The following is a 16,316-nucleotide window of genomic DNA, read 5'->3' as shown; positions in this document are numbered from 1 at the left end:
CCTACTGCGGCCGTGACCAGCACCGACAAGCCACAACCAAGTCGCGCTTAAGTCACGGGCACCAGGCTGTGCGCAACCGATCACGAGGAGTCTGCTGTGCCCACCTCCGTCCAAGCCGTCACCGTCGCACCCCGTCAGGCCGGCGAACCCAAGCCCGACCTGCTGGGCATCACGCTGGCGCACCGCGCCATGCTCGTCGACCTGGTCCGGCTCACCGAGCTCGCCAAAGCCGTGCGCGACCGCGACATCATCTGCACACCCGCCCGGGCCCGCGCCATCTCGCAGTACATCGAGCTGCTGTGCGACTCGATCCATCACCACCACAGCACCGAGGACAACGTGCTGTGGCCGGTCATCCAGGCCAGCGTCGGCGATCACCTCGATCTGAGCGAGCTCACCGACGACCACGCGGCGCTGGACCCGCGCCTGGATCAGCTGAGGGCTCGCGCCGCGGCGTTCCGGCTGTCCAACGGCGACCGCAAGGTCGCGTTCCTGATGGCGTTCGAACTGGCCGAACTCACCGCGCTGCTGACCGAGCACATCAACGACGAGGAACGGGACCTGTTCCCGCTGATCACCGAGCATGTGTCGGTCGCGGATTGGGAGGCCGTGGAAACCGCCGCCCGCGGCGGCAGCCGGATGTCGTTCGACGGCCCGCGCTCGTTCGCGGTGATGACCGACGACGAGCGGGCGTCGATGGCGGGGCAGCTGGGCATCGGGCTGCGCGCCTTCCTCGCGGTGCTCGCACTCCGGCACCGGCGAGTGATGCGCACAGTCTTCGGCGACCTCGCGGAGAGCCGGCTCGAGGCCCTGGCCGGCTAGTCGATGAAGCCCAGCGCCTCGGCCGCGAGCCGCTCCCGCAGCAGCTCGGCGGCCTTGCGGTACCGGCGGGCGTCGTCGGGCCGGCCCAGCGCCTCGGCGGCGGCGGCCAGCGCGTCGTCGACGGGGCCCACCATCAGCCCGTCGACGCCGAGCCCGGCGATGCCGCCGGAGTACCGTTCGAGTTCGGCCGCGCGGGCCCGCACCTCGTCGAGGTCACCCATCGCCACCGCGGCATTGACCCGCAGCACGGTGAAGGGCACCCAGAAATAGGCCCGCTCGATCGGTTTGCGGTCCGGCCACAGCGCCCGCGCCTCGGCGTCACGGCCCCGCGCGACCAGCGCCAGCACCGCCGCGTCCAACGCGGCGACAGAAATCTCGCGGTAGAAGAACACCAGCTCATCGGCCAACGTGCCCAGGTCGCCGAGGCAGAACTCACCCGTCACCCGGCCGACCATCGCCAGCTTCGCGCCATTGGCCGCGCCGTTCTCGGCCATCCGTGCGGCGAGATCGGTGTAGGCGCTGACCGCGTCCGCCAGCCGGCCGGCGAGCAGATACATCCGGGCCTGGAACAGGCCCAGCACGCCGAGCAGGTGGACCAGCTGGCCGGTGCTCGCGCGCGCCACCGCGAGGTCGACGTGTCGCTTGGCCGTCGCCAGGTCGGAGCGGTTGCCGGCGGCCAGTGACAGCAGCCAGTGCGCCACCGCCTGGTAGTCGGCCTGCTCGGCGGCTTCGGCGGTCCGCAGCAGCTCGGCGGCGAGCACGTCGCGCTCGGAGTCGAGATCGGGGCCGAGGGCGCAGAAGGCGTGCACGTTGAGCGCGGTGCACAGCAGGCGGCCGGTCCCGGGGTCGTCGGCGTACACCTGTCGTGCCAGCGCCAGCATCTCGGTGCTCGCGGCCAGCGCGCCGTCGGGGTCGTTGCCCTCAAGTTCCACATAGAGCGCCTTGAGCAGCCGAATCCGGTCCGCCGCGGAAACGTCGCCGGCCAGCACGTGCCGCAGCAGCCCGATCATCTGGCCGTCGGATTCGTCGTACTCGCGGTCGCGCCACACCAGCGGGGTGTCCCACGCGGTGAGGATGCGCACCACCAGGTCGTCGCGCGACCGGCCCGACACCAACTGCAGCGCGCACTTCATCTCGCTGCGCGCGGTGACGGCATCGCCCGACTGCGCGAGTGCCGCGATCAGGCCGCAGCGGACCTCGATGTCGTGATCCAGCGCCTCGATGCTCGGCGCCAGCTGCCGGCTGGCCGCCAGTTCGAGCATCTGCAGCGCCGCACGCCACTGCCGCGCGGCTTCGGCGTGCGCCCCGACCGAACTCGCGTCGCGCGCCGCGGCGGTGGCGAATTCTGCTGCCGCCGAAGCGGTTTCCGCGGTCGCGGCGGCGACGGCGTGGTGGGCCAGGGCGGCCCGGTCGACCGAGCGACCGGGTGCGCGCAGCAGCTCCAGCGCCGCGGCGTGCAGCCGCGACCGGCGGAGTTTCGAGGTGTCCTCGTAGAGCGTGTCGCGGACCAGCCCGTGCGCGAACTGCAGCCGGCCGGGCGTCGGCTCGTCGAGCAGGCCCAGCAGCACGGCCGGTTCGAGGGCGTCGAGCAGATCGTCGGGGTCGCCGCGGCCCAGCTCGGCCAGCAGGTCGACATCGATGTCGCGGCCCAGCACGGCGGCCTGGCGCAGCACGGTCACCGTCGGGCCCGGAAGCCGGGCCAGCCGGCGCCGCAGCACGTCACGCACCCCGACAGGCACCGATGCCCACACCGCGTCGGGTCCTTCGGCGGCCATCAACCGGGCCAACTCCCGCACGAAAAGTGGGTTGCCGCCGGTCCGCTCGCGTAGCAGGCGCAGCGCCTCGCCGCTGGTCGTCAGTCCGCAGTCGGCGGCGACGGCGGCGGTGGCCGCGGCGTCCAGGCCACCGAGGATCAGGTGCGCGGACGTATGGACCGTCAGCGCTGCCCGCGCCACCTCGAGTTCGCCGCGGTCCTCCGACGGGCGGTATGTCGCGATGACCAGGACAGGGCGGTCCTGGATGCGGTCGGCGACCAGGCGCAGCAGCTCCAGCGTGAGGCCGTCGGTGCGGTGCAGGTCGTCGAGGACGACAGCGAGGGGCTGCTGGCCGGCGGCGGCGCCCAGCGCGTCGGCGACCGCCTGTCCCAGCCAGAACGTGCCCTGATCGGCCGCGGCGTCGTCGTGCAGCAGCGGAGCCAGTGCCTGCCGGTCCGGATCCGTCGCATCGACCAGTTCCCGGAGCACCTCGGTCCATGCCCAGCCCGCCGGCGCGCCGTGGACCTCCTGGCATCGGCCGTGGACGGTCCGCCAGCCGGCCGCGCGCAGCCTGGCCGCGGCGGCCGCCGCCAGCGTGGTCTTGCCCGAGCCCGCCTCGCCGCCGATCCACAGCACCGCGCTGGCACCAGCGGCGACGCCCCGCGCGGCCGCATCGATGGTCGCGAGCTCCTCGGCCCGGCCGTAGGCCGCCTGGCCGGTGCGGTCCCGCGGTGCGTCCACGGCGACCTGCGGCGGCGACGTGAGCGGCGCCGTCCGCGAGGGCTCCAGATGGTCGGCCTGGCGCAGGATGTCGCGTTCGAGGTCGCGCAGGGCCCGGCCGGGTTCCAACCCCAGTTCATCGATCAGATGCTCACGGGTGCGCCGCAGAACCTCGAGCGCGTCGGCCTGCCGGCCCGTCCGGTACAGCGCGCTCGCCAGGACCGCGGCGGCGCCCTCGCGCCCCGGATGCGCGGCGACGTGTCCTTCGAGCGCCGCGACGGCGGTGCCGTACCGCCCGAGGTCGACGTGCGCGGCGGCCTGACTTTCCACCGCAGCCAGCCGCAGCTCGGTCAGCCGCGAGACCTCCGGCGCCGCCCACAGGGCGTCACCGGCGCCGGCGAACGGCTCGCCCGCCCAGCCGGCCAGTGCCTCGTCGAGCAGCTGCGCACGTCGCCGCGGGTTCGACTCATCTTGCGCCGCAGCCACTTTCGCTTCGAAGTGCCAGGCGTCGACGGCGTCGTCCGGCAACCGCAGGCAGTACCCGGGCGCGGCGCTGACCAGAATCCTGGCCGGCGCCCGGCGCAGCCGATCGGGTTCGAGCACCCGGCGCAGATGCGAGACGTAGACCTGCAGCGCCGACAGCGCCTTGGGCGGCGGTTCGCCCTCCCACAGGTCGTGGATGAGCCGGTCGACGGACACCGTGTGCCCGCGCGCGGCCACCAACCGGGCCAGCAGCGCGCGCTGCATGCGCGCGCCCAGGTCCACCGGAGCATCACCGACCCACGCGCGCACCGGACCGAGCACCGTCACCCGCACCGGTTGTGCCACCGTCATGCCCCCGCCGACGTGGTTCCTACTTGGGCTGTAACACCGAGGTGCCGACGTACGGCACCAGCGCATCGGGCACCCGGACGCTGCCGTCGGGCTGCTGGTGGTTCTCCAGGATCGCGACGAGCCAGCGGGTGGTGGCGAGCGTCCCGTTGAGGGTCGCCGCCGTCTGCGGCTTCCCGTTCTCGTCGCGGTACCGCGTGGACAGGCGCCGGGCCTGGAACGTCGTGCAGTTCGAGGTCGACGTCAGCTCGCGGTAAGCCTGCTGCGTCGGCACCCAGGCCTCGCAGTCGTACTTGCGGGCCGCCGACGAGCCGAGATCGCCTGCGGCGACGTCGATCACGCGGTAGGGCACCTCGATCATGGCGAGCATCTGGCGCTGCCAGGAGAGCAGCTTCTGATGCTCGGCCTCGGCATCCTCGGGCTTGCAGTAGATGAAGGCCTCGACCTTGTCGAACTGGTGCACGCGGATGATGCCGCGGGTGTCCTTGCCGTAGCTACCGGCCTCCCGGCGGAAGCACGACGACCAGCCGGCGTACCGCAGGGGGCCTTCCGACAGGTCCAGGATTTCATCGGCGTGGTAGCCGGCCAGCGGCACCTCCGACGTACCGACGAGGTACAGGTCGTCGGCCTCGAGGCGGTAGATCTCGTCGGCGTGCGCGCCGAGGAATCCGGTGCCGCGCATGACTTCCGGACGCACCAGCACCGGCGGGATCATCAGGGTGAAGCCGTTCTCGGTGGCCAGCCGGACGGCGAGCTGCAGCAGACCGAGCTGCAACAGGGCACCCTGGCCGGTCAGGAAGTAGAACCGCGAGCCCGACACCTTGGCGCCGCGCTCCATGTCGAGCAGGCCGATGGCCTCGCCCAGCTCGAGGTGGTCCTTGGGAGCCTCGAGGGTGGTCGGTGTGCCGACCACCTCGATCACCTCGAAGTCGCTCTCGCCACCGGCCGGGACGCCGTCGATGATGACGTTGCCGATGGCCATGTGTGCCGCGGTGAACGCCGCCTCCGCCTCGGCCTGCCTGGCCTCGATGTCCTTGATCGCCGCGGAGAGTTCCTTTGCCTTCTCCAGCAGTGCCGGCCGCTCTTCCGGGGAGGCCGCACCGACGAGCTTGCTCGCCGCCTTCTGGTTGGCACGTGCGGTGTCCGCCTCGGAGATGGCGGCGCGCCGGGCCGCATCGGCATCCAGCAGCGCATCCACGAGGCCGGGGTCTTCGCCACGGGATCGCTGCGATGCCCGCACCCGGTCCGGATCTTCGCGCAACAGCTTGAGGTCGATCACGGGCGTCACACTACTTTTGTCGCCGCGGCTGTGGAATGTCGAGGGCCCGTAGCGGTGCCTGGCCACAACCACATAACAGTACAACTGCAACTCTTGTCACAGCTCCAGCCGCGGCTGTCACAATGGAGCCGATGTTGGACGCACCCCCGGCGGTCGAACAGGGCCTGGACACGCCCCCAGACGCGCCGAAGACGACGACCACCTGGCGACAGCGCATGCACGGCATGCATGTCACCGGGACGCAGCGCGCGCTCGTCCTCACCGCGCTCGGCGGACTGCTCATCGCCGGTGTCCTCACCGTCCTGCCGGACGGCTCGCTCGGCCCGGCCGGGCTCGGCTTCGGCACCGGCCGCGTCAACGCCGGTCGCGTCAGCGACACCCTCGACCACGCCAAGCCCGGCGACTGCCTGAACTGGCCGGACCGCTCGCCGGACGCCGTCGAGATCGTCGACTGCAAGAACGAACACCGCTTCGAGGTCGCCGAGTCCCTGGACATGCGGACGTTCCCGGGCAGCGAATACGGTCCCGATGCGGCGCCGCCGTCGGACGCCCGCATCAAGCAGATCAGCCAGGAGCAGTGCCAGAACGCGGCGCGCGACTACCTCGGCCCGCGCTACGACCCCAACGGCAAGTTCGCGGTCAGCCTGGTCTGGTCCGGCGACAAGGCGTGGAAGACCAAGGGGCAGCGCCGGATGCTGTGCGGCCTGCAGTTGCTCGGCCCGAACAGCCAGCAGCTGGCCTACAAGGGCAAGGTCGCGGACGTCGACCAGTCCAAGGTGTGGCCGGCCGGCACCTGCCTCGGCATCGACCCGGCGACCAATCAGCCCATCGACATCCCGGTCGACTGCTCGGCGCCGCACGCCATGGAGGTCACCGGCGCGGTCAACCTGGCCGACAAGTACCACGACGCCATGCCGGCCGAGCCCGACCAGCTGGCGTACATCAAGGACAGCTGCACCAAGACCACCGATGAGTACCTGGCCCCGGTTCAGCTGCGGGGCACCACACTGACGCTGATCTACAGCTCGATCGCGCTGCCCAGCTGGACCGCCGGCAGCCGCCAGGTGTCGTGCAGCATCGGCTCGTCGCTCGGCAACGGCGGCTGGTCGACGCTGGTCAACAGTGCCAAGGGTCCGCTGCTGGTCAACGGGCAGTCGCCCGTCGCGCCGCCGGCCATCCCGGAGGAACGGCTGAACCTGCCGCCGATCCCGGTCATCGAGCCGCCGGTGGACACGTCGTCGCAGGGCTCGTCGTCGTCATCGTCGCAGGGTTCGCAGTCCGGTCAGTCGAGCCAGTCGGGCCAGAACCAGCGCGGCCAGCAGACGTCGCAGTCGCCGCAGGGCAACCAGCACATGCCGGGCCAGACCGACAGCTCCGGCCAGCACGGCAACACCGCCCCCGGTACCCCTCAGCAGCAGCAGGGCAACACGTTCCTCAACGGCCCGCCGCCCGCTCCCGCGCCGCCGCCCGGGTTCGGCGCGCCGCTCGACGGCCCTCCGCTCGAAGAGGCGCCGGCACCGCCGCCGGCGGCCGGGCCGGTGGGCGGGGGTGCGCCCCCCGGGCCGGTGGCGCCGCCGCCCGCTCCGTAGTCATGCCCGTACGCATGGGGCAGCAGCGGTTCGAGGAACTGGTGTCCGACGCGCTCGATCTGATCCCGCCCCGGCTCGCCGCGGCGCTCGATAACGTCGTGGTGCTGGTGCAGCCGCGGAACCCGGACGATCCCGAGATCCTGGGGCTGTACGAAGGCATCGCCCTCACCGAACGCGATTCGTTCTACGCGGGCGCGCTGCCCGACACCATCACGATCTACCGCGACGCCCTGCTCGACATGTGCGACTCGGAGGAGCACGTCGTCGACGAGGTGGCCATCACGGTGATCCACGAGATCGCCCACCACTTCGGCATCGACGACGAGCGGCTGCACGAGTTGGGCTGGGGCTGAGCAGCGCGGCACCATGGTTTTGTCGGATCGCGGTGCTACAACAGAGTTCATGAGCACCACCTGCCGCAATTGCGTGGATGGGCTGGCGCACTGCCACGGCACGGTCATCGTGCACGCCGGCCTGCCGGCCGAATGCACCGACGAGACGTGTGCGCTGCCCGAATCCGAGCACACCCTGCGCATCGACTGCGACGTGGTCGGATGCGGCTGCGCGGAGCCCGCGACGGGCCTGCGCGTCGCGGGCTGATCAGGCCATCGGGTCGGGCGCCGCCGGCGCTTCGGGGTCGTGGCCCGGGTAGAACGGCGGCGTCTTCGCGCCCCACTGCACGCAGCTCCACCGCCCGTCGGTGATCGGGCTGAGCACGACGCATTCGGCGTTGAGCAGATGGTGCTCCAACGCGAAATCGGCGTCCACCCCGGCCAAGTGGGCGGCCACCAGCCGGATCGCCGCACCATGGCTCACCACGACGATGTCGCCGACCCAGTCGTGATCGTCGAGGCTGCGCACCCTCAGGTTGGTCAGCACCGGCACATACCGGTCCAGCACCTCGCGGCCGGTCTCGCCGCCCGGCATGGCGACATCCAGCTTGCCCCGCTGCCACTCCTCGTAGATGCCGTCGAACTGCTCGATGGCGGCCGCGTCGCTGCGGTCTTCCAGATCGCCGACCTGCACCTCGTGGATGCCGTGTGCCTCGACCGGATCGAGGCCCAGCCCGTCCGCGATCTCGGCGGCGGTCTGCTGCGCGCGCACCGCGACCGAATGCACCACCAGGCCGACGGGATGCGCCCAGTCGATCCCGAAATCACGGGCCTGCTGACGACCGAGTTGGGTCAGCGACGCCCCCGGCGGCCGGGTGTCCAGCCGCTTGGCGACGTTCGCCTCCGACTGCCCGTGCCGCACCAGAACCAAACGGCCACTCATCCGCGTTGCCCCTCTCTCAACCCCGCCAACCACTGCGTCGCCTCATCGGTGACCGGCGGCACCGCACCGGCAGCCACCCCGGTCGGCCACGACCCCAGGTACCGCACGTCGGCCACCCGCCGGTGCAACGCCTTCAGCGCCTCGGCGACCGGCGCGTCATCGATGTGTCCGACACAATCCAGAAAAAAGATATAGGTACCCAATTCCGTTCGGGTGGGCCGAGATTCGATACGCGTCAGATCGATGTCCCGGATCGAGAACTCGGTCATCGCGGAGACCAGGGCCCCCGGTTCGTTGCGCAACCGCAGTACGACGGACGTCCGGTCGGCACCGGTGCGCGGCGGCGGCGGACCGGGACGGCCGACGAGCACGAAACGTGTTCTGGCGTTGGGCTCGTCGACCACACCGTCGGCCAATGAGTCCAGTCTCCACCGCGCGGCGGCGAGCGCGGTACTGACACCGGCGTCCACCAGACCTTCGGAAACCTGCTGCGCCGCACCGGCATTGGAGATGGCGGGCACCACGGTGGCGTGCGGCAGCCGGTCGGCCAGCCAGCGGCGAACCTGGGCCGCGGCCACGGGAAACGCCGCGATGGTCGACACCGCTTTGGCGGTGACCCCAGACCGGACGACGATGCTGAACGCGACGTCGAGCGTGTGCTCGGCAAAAATCTGCACCCCACTGCCGGACGACAGGCTGTCCATGGTCTGCAGCACCGAGCCCTCGATGGAGTTCTCGATCGGCACGCACGCGTAGTCCGCGGCGCCGGTCCGGACGGTTTCCACGGCTGCGCTCGAGCTGTCGCAGGCGACCGGTTCGAAATCCGGGTCGCCGGCGGCCAACTGAAGCATGGCCGCTTCGGTGAAGGTGCCTTGCGGCCCGAGATAGGCGATGCGTGCCACGCCGCAACCCTACTGGCTGCCGGTCGGCCAGGGCCCGCGACGCGGACCTTTCGATAGGCCTTGCGCCGACACCGCCCGGTAGTTAACTTAGGCTTACCTCACTTACTAGCGAAGGCGGGACATGCGCGACCTCACGACGACCATCGCAGCACCGACCACAGCCGAACGCGTCCGCAGCGCGTGCGCCCGGGCTGCCGACGCGACGTTGGCCGCGGACGGCGTCACGCCGACCACCACGCCGGTGCACCACCTGCTGGCCGACGGCTCCGTCGTCCTGACCGTGCCCGCCTCGGGCCTGCTGGCCGCCACCGTCACGGCCGCCGGGACCGGCGGCGTCGCCGCCATGCTCGAGCTCACCGATCTGGCCGCGCTGCCGCTGCGCGAACGGGTGCGCGCACTGGTCTGGTTCCGCGGCCGCGTCCACGACGTACCCGCGGCTCGCGTCCCGGCCATGCTCGACCTGGTCGCATCCGAGAACCCGCACCCGGCACTGCTCCAGGTCAACACCGGATCGGGGGCCGCCGAAACCGACACGCCCTACACGCTCGTCCGCCTCGAGATCGAATCCGTCGTGGTGGCCGACGCCACCGGCGCCGAGTCAGTGCCCGTCGGCGCGCTCCTGGAAGCCCGGCCCGATCCGTTCTGTGCCATGGAGTCGCACTGGGTGCAGCACATGGAGAGCGCGCACCGCGACATGGTCGACCGGCTCGCCAGCCGGCTGCCGGTGCCGCTGCGCCACGGCCACGTGCGGCCGCTCGGCCTGGACCGCTACGGCGTCCAGCTGCGCATCGAACGCGAGGACGGCGACCACGACGTCCGGTTGCCGTTCACCAAGCCCGTCGACGACGTCACCGCGCTCAGCCGGGCCATCCGCACCCTGATGGGCTGCCCGTTCCTCAACGGGCTCCGCGCGCGCAAGATCTGACGGCGCCGATGAGCCGCTTGCGCGAAGAGCAGTAGACAAGCGCCGGTTACCGTAGCTGCGATGACCGGGCCGCAGCAGGAGCACACCGAACGTCGCGCGGTGCGCATCGAGATCGCCGTGGTGCTGGCGGTGACGTTCGGCCTGTCGGCCTACACGGCGGTGGTCAGCCTGGCCGAGGCCGTCATCCTCGGGTTGTCCGGGCAGAAGGTCGCACTCAACCACCGCCGCTCCCCGATCGACTTCATCGACTTCCTGCTCAACCTCAGCCCGGTCTTCACCCTGGTCGGCTGGGGCTTCCTGGCGCTGTACCTGTTGTGGCGCACCGGCTTCCGGCCCGCGGCGATCGGGTTGGGCCGCTTCCGTTGGCGTCCCGATCTGCTGGGCGGCCTGGGGTTGGCCGCGCTGATCGGCCTGCCCGGCCTCGGCCTGTACGTCGCCGGCCGGGCGCTGGGCATCGGCGTCGACGTCGTGCCGAGCACGCTCGGCGACACGTGGTGGCGCATTCCGGTCCTGCTGCTGATGGCGTTCGCGAACGCCTGGGCCGAGGAGATCATCGTCGTCGGATTCCTGCTGACCCGGCTGCGCCAGTTGGACGTCTCCGCGACCAAGTCACTCATCCTGTCGGCTCTGCTGCGCGGCACCTATCACCTGTATCAGGGTTTCGGCGCCGGGCTGGGCAACGTCGCGATGGGCCTGGTGTTCGGGTACACCTGGCGGCGCACCGGCCGGCTGTGGCCGTTGATCATCGGGCACGGCGTGATCGATGCGGTGGCATTCGTGGGTTACGCGTTGGCCGCCCGCCATTTGGGTTGGCTACACCCGGCGTAATTCGGCCCGCAGCAGCCAAGCCTTACCTTTATTCGTATTCGACAATTCGAATTAATGGATATTGCATGCGTCACATCGGGTAAGGATATGCTTTCCTGAATTAGGTTGACCTTGCATGACAAGGCCATTTGACCTGCACTATCTTCATTTTCATGACCGAAGTGACGCGCCTCGAAACGAAATTCCACCAACTCCTGCAGGAACAGATTCGGAGCGAATTCGGCGCGTCTCAGCAATACATTGCGGTTGCCGTCTACTTCGATGGAGAAGACCTCCCTCAGCTCGCCAAGCATTTCTATGCGCAGGCCGTCGAAGAACGCAATCACGCGATGATGCTGGTGAAGTATCTACTCGACCGCGACATCGAGGTCGAGATCCCGGGCGTCGACCCGGTGCGGAACCTGTTCGCCTCGCCGACCGAGGCCCTCAAGCTCGCGCTCACCCAGGAGCGTGTGGTCACCGAGCAGATCAGCCGGCTCGCCAGCGTGGCCCGGGAAGAGGGCGACTACCTCGGCGAGCAGTTCATGCAGTGGTTCCTCAAGGAACAGGTCGAAGAGGTCGCCACCATCAACACCCTGGTGAAGATCGCCGACCGGGCCGGCGAAAACCTGTTCAATCTCGAGGATTTCGTCGCCCGTGAGCTGGCCGGCACGGGTGCCGCCGACCCGACCGCGCCCGAAGCCGCCGGCGGCAACCTCTAGCCGTCAGGCCTCCGCGTCCTGGCCGGCGTCCCGGCCCGCGCCGGTCAACCCGTTCTGCAACCAGTCCTTGGTCCGGCCGGGGTGATTGGTGGCGACCCATCCGACACCGAGATCCGCGCAGTAGCGCACGTCCTCGTAGTGGTCGACGGTCCAGCAGTACAACGCACGCCCGTGCGCGGCGGCATGGTCGACCAGTTCGGGGTGCTCGCGCAGCGTGGTGATGGACGGGCCCACTGCCGTCGCGCCGACCGTCGTCGCCGCGCTGCCGCCCAGGTACCGGGACGTCTCGCCGAGCAGCACCGTCGGCAGCATCGGTGCGGCACGGCGGATCCGCCACACCGCCGCCGCCGAGAACGACATCACGACGGCGCGCGCGAGATCGGCGGACGCCGGTGCCGCGATGCCGTACCGGTGCAGCAGTGCGAGCACCTTGCTCTCCACCAGCGCGCCGTACCGCACGGGATGCTTGGTCTCGATGAACAGCTTCACCGGCCGGCCCCAGTCCAGCGCCAGCCGGATCAGGTCGTCGAGGGTGAGCAGCCCGGCCGAACTCTGGCCGCCGTCGGCCCGGCTGGGATGCCATGCGCCGTAATCCAATTCGCGCAGCTGCGCCAGACTCATCTCGCTGACCAGGCCGGTGCCGTTGGACGTGCGGTCCACCTTGCGGTCGTGCACGCACACCAGGTGGCCGTCCCTGGTCAGCCGGACATCGCATTCGAGGCCGTCGGCGCCTTGGCTCAGGGCCAGCTCGTACGCCGCCAGCGTGTGCTCGGGCCGCTCGGCCGATGCGCCACGGTGTGCCACCACGAATGGGTGACCGAGTGTGCCGTCCTGCCCGTCCGAGCCCATGGTCCTATGCTGCCGGTTCCTCCGGTGTGGGCTCAACCGGAACCGCCGATTGGGCACCTGATTCTTCGGTTTGCTCGGCGCCCACGACGACCCAACGCTGTGCGGGTGCGTCGGCCTGCGTCCGTTCGAAGGCGTGATAGACGCGCAGCACCAGCGCCAGCGCCAGCATGCCCATCAGGTACGCGAGGACCGTCACCTCGGTGCTGTCGGCGATGCCCTGCGGGTCGGTCGCGAACATGCCCACGATGGACCAGACGACGACCAGACCCGAAACGGCCCAGATCGCCCACCAGATGCCGATCGGGCGGCGCAACGTGCGTATGCGGTTCTCGGCTGTGGCCATCTCGGTGACGAACACCGGCGCGAGGAACATGTTGACCACCGGGACGAGGCAGCCGACCCACAGCACCCAGCGGCGGCGGGGCTCGGTGGTGCCCGCGCGGTGGTAGGCCGCCGCGCGGCGGGCGATCAGCCAGTTGGTGAACACGATCGCCGTCGCCAGTACCGCGAACAACGCGACGACGCTGGCCGCGACACCGAGCCAGCTGCCCGCGAGTGCCACCCACGGGTTGAGCAGCACCGTGCGGTTGATCAGCAGCAGGACGTAGCGCACGACGTGCATCAGCGCGGCGGCGCCGAGCGCGATCATCGTGATGGCCGCAACCGTCTGCACCACGGCGGTCGACGGGCCACGATGCGCCTGCTCCTGCTCGACGGCCTGCCCGGGGGCCTCGGCGAACTCTTCGGTCAGGCCCCAGCGCGGAATGTGGTCGTAATGCGGGGTCGGCCCCAGCGGCGGTTGGTGCCGCCGCGGCTTCGGTGCCGGACCCGGCCGGACGGCGATCCAGCGATATCCGCGCGCCGACTTCGTCTGCCCGGCGGCCGGCGTCTCCGCGGCGGGTGCCAGCAGCGGACCGCGGCAGCGGGGGCACCACTGGCGCTGGCGATCACGCACGTTCCAACGCGTCGAGCACCGGGAACAGACCTGGATCACGGAACCAGCCTACGGGCCAGTCAGACTGCGCCGGGGGCGCCGTCGTCGGTGACGATCGCGCGACCGGCCCCGGCCCAGGCCAGCATGCCGCCGTTGACGTTGGTCGGCTCGAACCCGTTGCGTGCCAGGTAGTGCGAGACCTTCAGCGACCGGCCACCGGCATGGCAGATGACGTACAGCGCGGCATCGCCGTCGATCTCCCCCAGCCGGGCGGGCACCTCGCTCATCGGGATGTGCTGCGCGCCTGCGGCGTGGCCACGGGCCCACTCATCGTCTTCCCGCACGTCGAGCAGGACCGCCGCCGAGTCGAACTCGGTGGGCAACTGATCGACGTCAATCTGGGGCACGTGCACATCGTCCATGCGTACATGCTGGCACGGGTAGCACTCGCGCGACCACAGCACGCCATGACAGCAATCGGAGAACTATCCACAGTTTCCACAGGTTCATCCACAGGGCGGCGTGACGCCCGCTGGCGGCCGTACCGGCCACAGCGCGCCGAACGGGATATTGACTGGGGATAAACAAGGGCCATTGGTCCCTGTTGATCAACAGGGCGACACGCGGCGTGAGCGAAAAAGCTTGGCGAGCTAAGTACTTCTGGGGCCGAAGACCGGACCCGCCGCCGATGGCGCCCGATTTCCCCGCCCCGCTGGCAAACGGCTATGATCGGCGTCACAACATCGGGTTGTGACAATCCTCACTCCGCTCGAAATCGGGAACTCAGGGTTGTTCTGGCAGGTCAGGGAGTATGCAATGGCGGCACATCCGTTGCGTCCGGGATCGGGCGCATCGCCGGAGTGGCAATCCGCGTTTCCATCGCGCACCCACAGCCAACTCGTCGCGTGTGTCCGCGCCGGCATCATCGCGTTGTTCCTGCTCGTCGTGCTCGTTCTGATCGTTCTGGTCTAAAGGCCCAACAGGCGCTGTTCCCACCCCTGTTACGGGGGTGTCCTTGCGGTGCGCGCGGGGATGGAGCAATGTGGTCTCGGATCTGTGGACGAACCCCAACTAGGGTCGTTGATCCCGCACGCGATCATCTAAGGAAGGAATCCTGTGGCTGAGTACACCCTGCCGGAACTGGACTACGACTACGGCGCTCTGGAGCCGCACATCTCCGGTCAGATCAACGAAATCCACCACAGCAAGCACCACGCGGCCTACGTCAAGGGCGTCAACGATGCGGTGGCCAAGCTTGAAGAGGCGCGGGCCGGCGACGACCACGCCGCGATCTTTCTGAACGAGAAGAACCTGGCCTTCCACCTCGGCGGCCACGTCAACCACTCGATCTGGTGGAAGAACCTGTCCCCCAACGGTGGCGACAAGCCGACCGGCGAACTGGCGCAGGCCATCGACGACCAGTTCGGCTCGTTCGACAAGTTCCGCGCGCAGTTCACCGCGGCCGCCAATGGCCTGCAGGGCTCGGGCTGGGCAGTGCTGGGCTACGACAGCCTCGGCGGCCGCCTCCTGACCTTCCAGCTGTACGACCAGCAGGCCAACGTGCCGCTCGGCATCATCCCGCTGCTGCAGGTCGACATGTGGGAGCACGCCTTCTACCTGCAGTACAAGAACGTCAAGGCGGACTACGTCAAGGCCTTCTGGAACGTCGTTAACTGGGCCGACGTGCAGGAGCGCTTCGCCGCGGCGACGACCAAGACCAACGGTCTGATCTTCGGCTGATCTCGCGTTTCCGGGCAACGGGGCGTCGCGCTTGTGCGCGGCGCCCCGTTCTCGTTACCACCGAAGCCCGCACCGCGCGAGCCGAAAGCCACTTCCAGCTCACGTGACACTTCTGGCACTCGGGCGCTCTTGCGTGCTAACCCGTCACTGCCGCACCCTGGAATCAGCGATCCACTGTCGTATCGGCACGATTGCTGATTGAGCACCGGAGGCAGCCATGGAGAGCGGGTCTGGCCAAGCCGTTGAGATTGCGCCGTTCCATTCCGGCGGCGCGTTGAAGGGGTTCGTGGTCTCCGGTCGGTGGCCGGATTCCACCAAAGAGTGGGCCCAGCTACTGATGGTCGCCGTTCGGGTCGCCTCACTGCCCGGCTTGCTGGCAACCACCACCATCTTCGGCACGCGGGAAGAACTGCCAGAACATCCACAGCCAGGAACCGTCGGTCTCGTTCTGGCCGAAGGTCCCGTTGTTGGCGAAGCAGCGGTGCCACCCGGATACTTCGCCGATCACCAGCCGACGGCGCTGCTGATGCTCCACCCGCCCGCCGAGACGACACCGTCCCTCCCCGAGTGCCGGGGCGCCGCGTCCGGATGCCTGCTCTTGCCGGGACTGCCTTACCTGGGACTGGATCATCGAGCCGCCTGGGTCGAGGCCGAAGCGGACGGCACAATCACCTCGATGGTCAGCAGGGTGGGCGTGGATCCCATCAGCCACCCCGATACGGCGATTCTGGCGATGCTGCTTGCCGCCTGACCCAACAGCGGATTAACAGCAAAGAAGTCGGCCATTTCCGCACGTCACCGCCCCGCGGCGTTGCGCGCCGTCCTTGCAGCGTGGGCGGTTGCCGCATCCCGCCACTCCGGTTAACCGCCGGTACGCTGACGGCAAACACTTTGGACGACACCGACCGCCCCGTACCCGGATTGCTGAATCGCCCACTGCCCGACCGAGCCTGTGACGCGACGTGCAGTCGAGGTCCGGGCAAAATAGCATATGCGTCAAAATTTGCCTCATCAGGCTGCGGGTCAGGCACGGGGATCCCCCTCAGAACCCCAGCTCGCAGCCCTTTGAACCGACAAATTTGGTAGCTGAACCGAGTTTTCCGTGGTTTGCACTTGGCTCTCGGCGCAACTCTCGCTACGATAGTCAGCAAATAGTGACACTGACGC

The 16,316-nt window shown here is 69.5% G+C and carries 17 protein-coding genes; 10 read left to right on the top strand and 7 right to left on the bottom strand.

Annotated elements, in window-relative coordinates; all coding sequences use genetic code 11:
* Positions 1 to 96 precede the first annotated feature (96 nt).
* The gene (locus tag QRN63_RS09370; RefSeq protein ID WP_285030512.1) at positions 97 to 822 is read left to right on the top strand and encodes a hemerythrin domain-containing protein; all 726 of its coding nucleotides are present in this window, start codon (positions 97 to 99) and stop codon (positions 820 to 822) included.
* On the opposite strand, the gene QRN63_RS09365 is transcribed toward QRN63_RS09370, so the two are convergent.
* Both QRN63_RS09365 and serS read right to left on the bottom strand, forming a co-directional pair.
* Positions 819 to 4,130, bottom strand: a complete 3,312-nt coding sequence (locus QRN63_RS09365; protein ID WP_285030511.1) for an ATP-binding protein — start codon at positions 4,128 to 4,130, stop codon at positions 819 to 821. The two genes, QRN63_RS09370 and QRN63_RS09365, sit on opposite strands and share 4 nt — an antisense overlap.
* 19 nt (positions 4,131 to 4,149) lie before the next feature.
* Complete coding sequence (serS, locus tag QRN63_RS09360; protein ID WP_267319623.1) at positions 4,150 to 5,406, bottom strand: serine--tRNA ligase; 1,257 nt, start codon at positions 5,404 to 5,406, stop codon at positions 4,150 to 4,152.
* A gap of 122 nt (positions 5,407 to 5,528) precedes the next feature.
* Here serS and QRN63_RS09355 point away from each other — a divergent pair, with 122 nt between their 5' ends.
* Genes QRN63_RS09355 through QRN63_RS09345 form a run of 3 tightly spaced genes read left to right on the top strand, consistent with a single transcriptional unit; the run spans position 5,529 to position 7,595 of the window.
* Positions 5,529 to 6,995: a septum formation family protein gene (locus QRN63_RS09355; RefSeq protein WP_410506139.1), complete on the top strand. Its 1,467-nt coding sequence runs from the start codon at positions 5,529 to 5,531 to the stop codon at positions 6,993 to 6,995.
* Positions 6,996 to 6,997: 2 nt separating this feature from the next.
* A complete protein-coding gene (locus tag QRN63_RS09350) occupies positions 6,998 to 7,348 on the top strand; it encodes a metallopeptidase family protein (RefSeq protein ID WP_285030510.1) in 351 nt (116 codons plus the stop codon).
* Between the two features lie 49 nt (positions 7,349 to 7,397).
* Complete coding sequence (locus QRN63_RS09345) at positions 7,398 to 7,595, top strand: hypothetical protein (RefSeq protein WP_285030509.1); 198 nt, start codon at positions 7,398 to 7,400, stop codon at positions 7,593 to 7,595.
* Here the strand turns inward: QRN63_RS09345 and QRN63_RS09340 are convergent, their stop codons facing one another.
* Both QRN63_RS09340 and pheA read right to left on the bottom strand, forming a co-directional pair.
* Positions 7,596 to 8,270, bottom strand: coding sequence for a histidine phosphatase family protein (locus QRN63_RS09340; protein WP_285030508.1), 675 nt, complete (start codon positions 8,268 to 8,270; stop codon positions 7,596 to 7,598).
* Positions 8,267 to 9,172 carry a prephenate dehydratase gene (gene pheA / locus QRN63_RS09335; RefSeq protein WP_285030507.1) on the bottom strand — a complete coding sequence of 302 codons (906 nt, stop codon included), beginning with the start codon at positions 9,170 to 9,172 and terminating at the stop codon, positions 8,267 to 8,269. Before pheA ends, QRN63_RS09340 begins: the two co-directional genes overlap by 4 nt.
* Before the next feature lie 121 nt (positions 9,173 to 9,293).
* Between pheA and QRN63_RS09330 the strand changes: the two genes are divergently transcribed.
* The 3 genes from QRN63_RS09330 (at position 9,294) to QRN63_RS09320 (ending at position 11,626) form a co-directional block, all read left to right on the top strand.
* Positions 9,294 to 10,097 carry a DUF2470 domain-containing protein gene (locus QRN63_RS09330; protein WP_285030506.1) on the top strand — a complete coding sequence of 268 codons (804 nt, stop codon included), beginning with the start codon at positions 9,294 to 9,296 and terminating at the stop codon, positions 10,095 to 10,097.
* 60 nt (positions 10,098 to 10,157) lie between these two features.
* Positions 10,158 to 10,925: a CPBP family intramembrane glutamic endopeptidase gene (locus tag QRN63_RS09325; RefSeq protein ID WP_285030505.1), complete on the top strand. Its 768-nt coding sequence runs from the start codon at positions 10,158 to 10,160 to the stop codon at positions 10,923 to 10,925.
* A 152-nt stretch (positions 10,926 to 11,077) separates the two neighbouring features.
* The gene (locus tag QRN63_RS09320; protein ID WP_285030504.1) at positions 11,078 to 11,626 is read left to right on the top strand and encodes a ferritin; all 549 of its coding nucleotides are present in this window, start codon (positions 11,078 to 11,080) and stop codon (positions 11,624 to 11,626) included.
* A 3-nt stretch (positions 11,627 to 11,629) separates the two neighbouring features.
* Here QRN63_RS09320 and QRN63_RS09315 read toward each other — a convergent pair whose 3' ends face one another.
* The 3 genes from QRN63_RS09315 to QRN63_RS09305 are packed head-to-tail and all read right to left on the bottom strand — an operon-like array spanning position 11,630 to position 13,831.
* On the bottom strand, positions 11,630 to 12,475 hold the full coding sequence (locus tag QRN63_RS09315) for a glycerophosphodiester phosphodiesterase (RefSeq protein ID WP_267319631.1): 846 nt from the start codon (positions 12,473 to 12,475) through the stop codon (positions 11,630 to 11,632).
* A 4-nt stretch (positions 12,476 to 12,479) separates the two neighbouring features.
* Positions 12,480 to 13,430, bottom strand: coding sequence for a DUF4328 domain-containing protein (locus QRN63_RS09310; protein ID WP_285030503.1), 951 nt, complete (start codon positions 13,428 to 13,430; stop codon positions 12,480 to 12,482).
* Between the two features lie 59 nt (positions 13,431 to 13,489).
* The gene (locus tag QRN63_RS09305; protein WP_285030502.1) at positions 13,490 to 13,831 is read right to left on the bottom strand and encodes a rhodanese-like domain-containing protein; all 342 of its coding nucleotides are present in this window, start codon (positions 13,829 to 13,831) and stop codon (positions 13,490 to 13,492) included.
* 394 nt (positions 13,832 to 14,225) lie between these two features.
* Between QRN63_RS09305 and QRN63_RS09300 the strand changes: the two genes are divergently transcribed.
* From QRN63_RS09300 to QRN63_RS09290, 3 genes are all read left to right on the top strand, one after another.
* Positions 14,226 to 14,381 carry a hypothetical protein gene (locus QRN63_RS09300; protein ID WP_267319634.1) on the top strand — a complete coding sequence of 52 codons (156 nt, stop codon included), beginning with the start codon at positions 14,226 to 14,228 and terminating at the stop codon, positions 14,379 to 14,381.
* A 144-nt stretch (positions 14,382 to 14,525) separates the two neighbouring features.
* Complete coding sequence (locus QRN63_RS09295; protein WP_043402473.1) at positions 14,526 to 15,149, top strand: superoxide dismutase; 624 nt, start codon at positions 14,526 to 14,528, stop codon at positions 15,147 to 15,149.
* Positions 15,150 to 15,366: 217 nt separating this feature from the next.
* Positions 15,367 to 15,900: a peptidase gene (locus QRN63_RS09290; protein ID WP_267319635.1), complete on the top strand. Its 534-nt coding sequence runs from the start codon at positions 15,367 to 15,369 to the stop codon at positions 15,898 to 15,900.
* Positions 15,901 to 16,316 lie beyond the last annotated feature (416 nt).

The sequence above is a fragment of the Mycolicibacterium sp. lyk4-40-TYG-92 genome (assembly GCF_030209435.1).
GTDB lineage: Bacteria > Actinomycetota > Actinomycetes > Mycobacteriales > Mycobacteriaceae > Mycobacterium.
This window is presented reverse-complemented; position numbering and strand designations above follow the sequence as displayed.

Coding starts and splice junctions, on each gene's coding strand:
- QRN63_RS09315 (WP_267319631.1), bottom strand. CDS start 12,475: ATGGGCTCGGACGGGCAGGACGGCACACTCGGTCACCCATTCGTGGTG.
- QRN63_RS09305 (WP_285030502.1), bottom strand. CDS start 13,831: ATGGACGATGTGCACGTGCCCCAGATTGACGTCGATCAGTTGCCCACC.
- QRN63_RS09330 (WP_285030506.1), top strand. CDS start 9,294: ATGCGCGACCTCACGACGACCATCGCAGCACCGACCACAGCCGAACGC.
- QRN63_RS09350 (WP_285030510.1), top strand. CDS start 6,998: ATGCCCGTACGCATGGGGCAGCAGCGGTTCGAGGAACTGGTGTCCGAC.
- QRN63_RS09320 (WP_285030504.1), top strand. CDS start 11,078: ATGACCGAAGTGACGCGCCTCGAAACGAAATTCCACCAACTCCTGCAG.
- QRN63_RS09340 (WP_285030508.1), bottom strand. CDS start 8,270: ATGAGTGGCCGTTTGGTTCTGGTGCGGCACGGGCAGTCGGAGGCGAAC.
- QRN63_RS09365 (WP_285030511.1), bottom strand. CDS start 4,130: ATGACGGTGGCACAACCGGTGCGGGTGACGGTGCTCGGTCCGGTGCGC.
- QRN63_RS09325 (WP_285030505.1), top strand. CDS start 10,158: ATGACCGGGCCGCAGCAGGAGCACACCGAACGTCGCGCGGTGCGCATC.
- QRN63_RS09345 (WP_285030509.1), top strand. CDS start 7,398: ATGAGCACCACCTGCCGCAATTGCGTGGATGGGCTGGCGCACTGCCAC.
- QRN63_RS09355 (WP_410506139.1), top strand. CDS start 5,529: ATGGAGCCGATGTTGGACGCACCCCCGGCGGTCGAACAGGGCCTGGAC.
- QRN63_RS09290 (WP_267319635.1), top strand. CDS start 15,367: ATGGAGAGCGGGTCTGGCCAAGCCGTTGAGATTGCGCCGTTCCATTCC.
- QRN63_RS09300 (WP_267319634.1), top strand. CDS start 14,226: ATGGCGGCACATCCGTTGCGTCCGGGATCGGGCGCATCGCCGGAGTGG.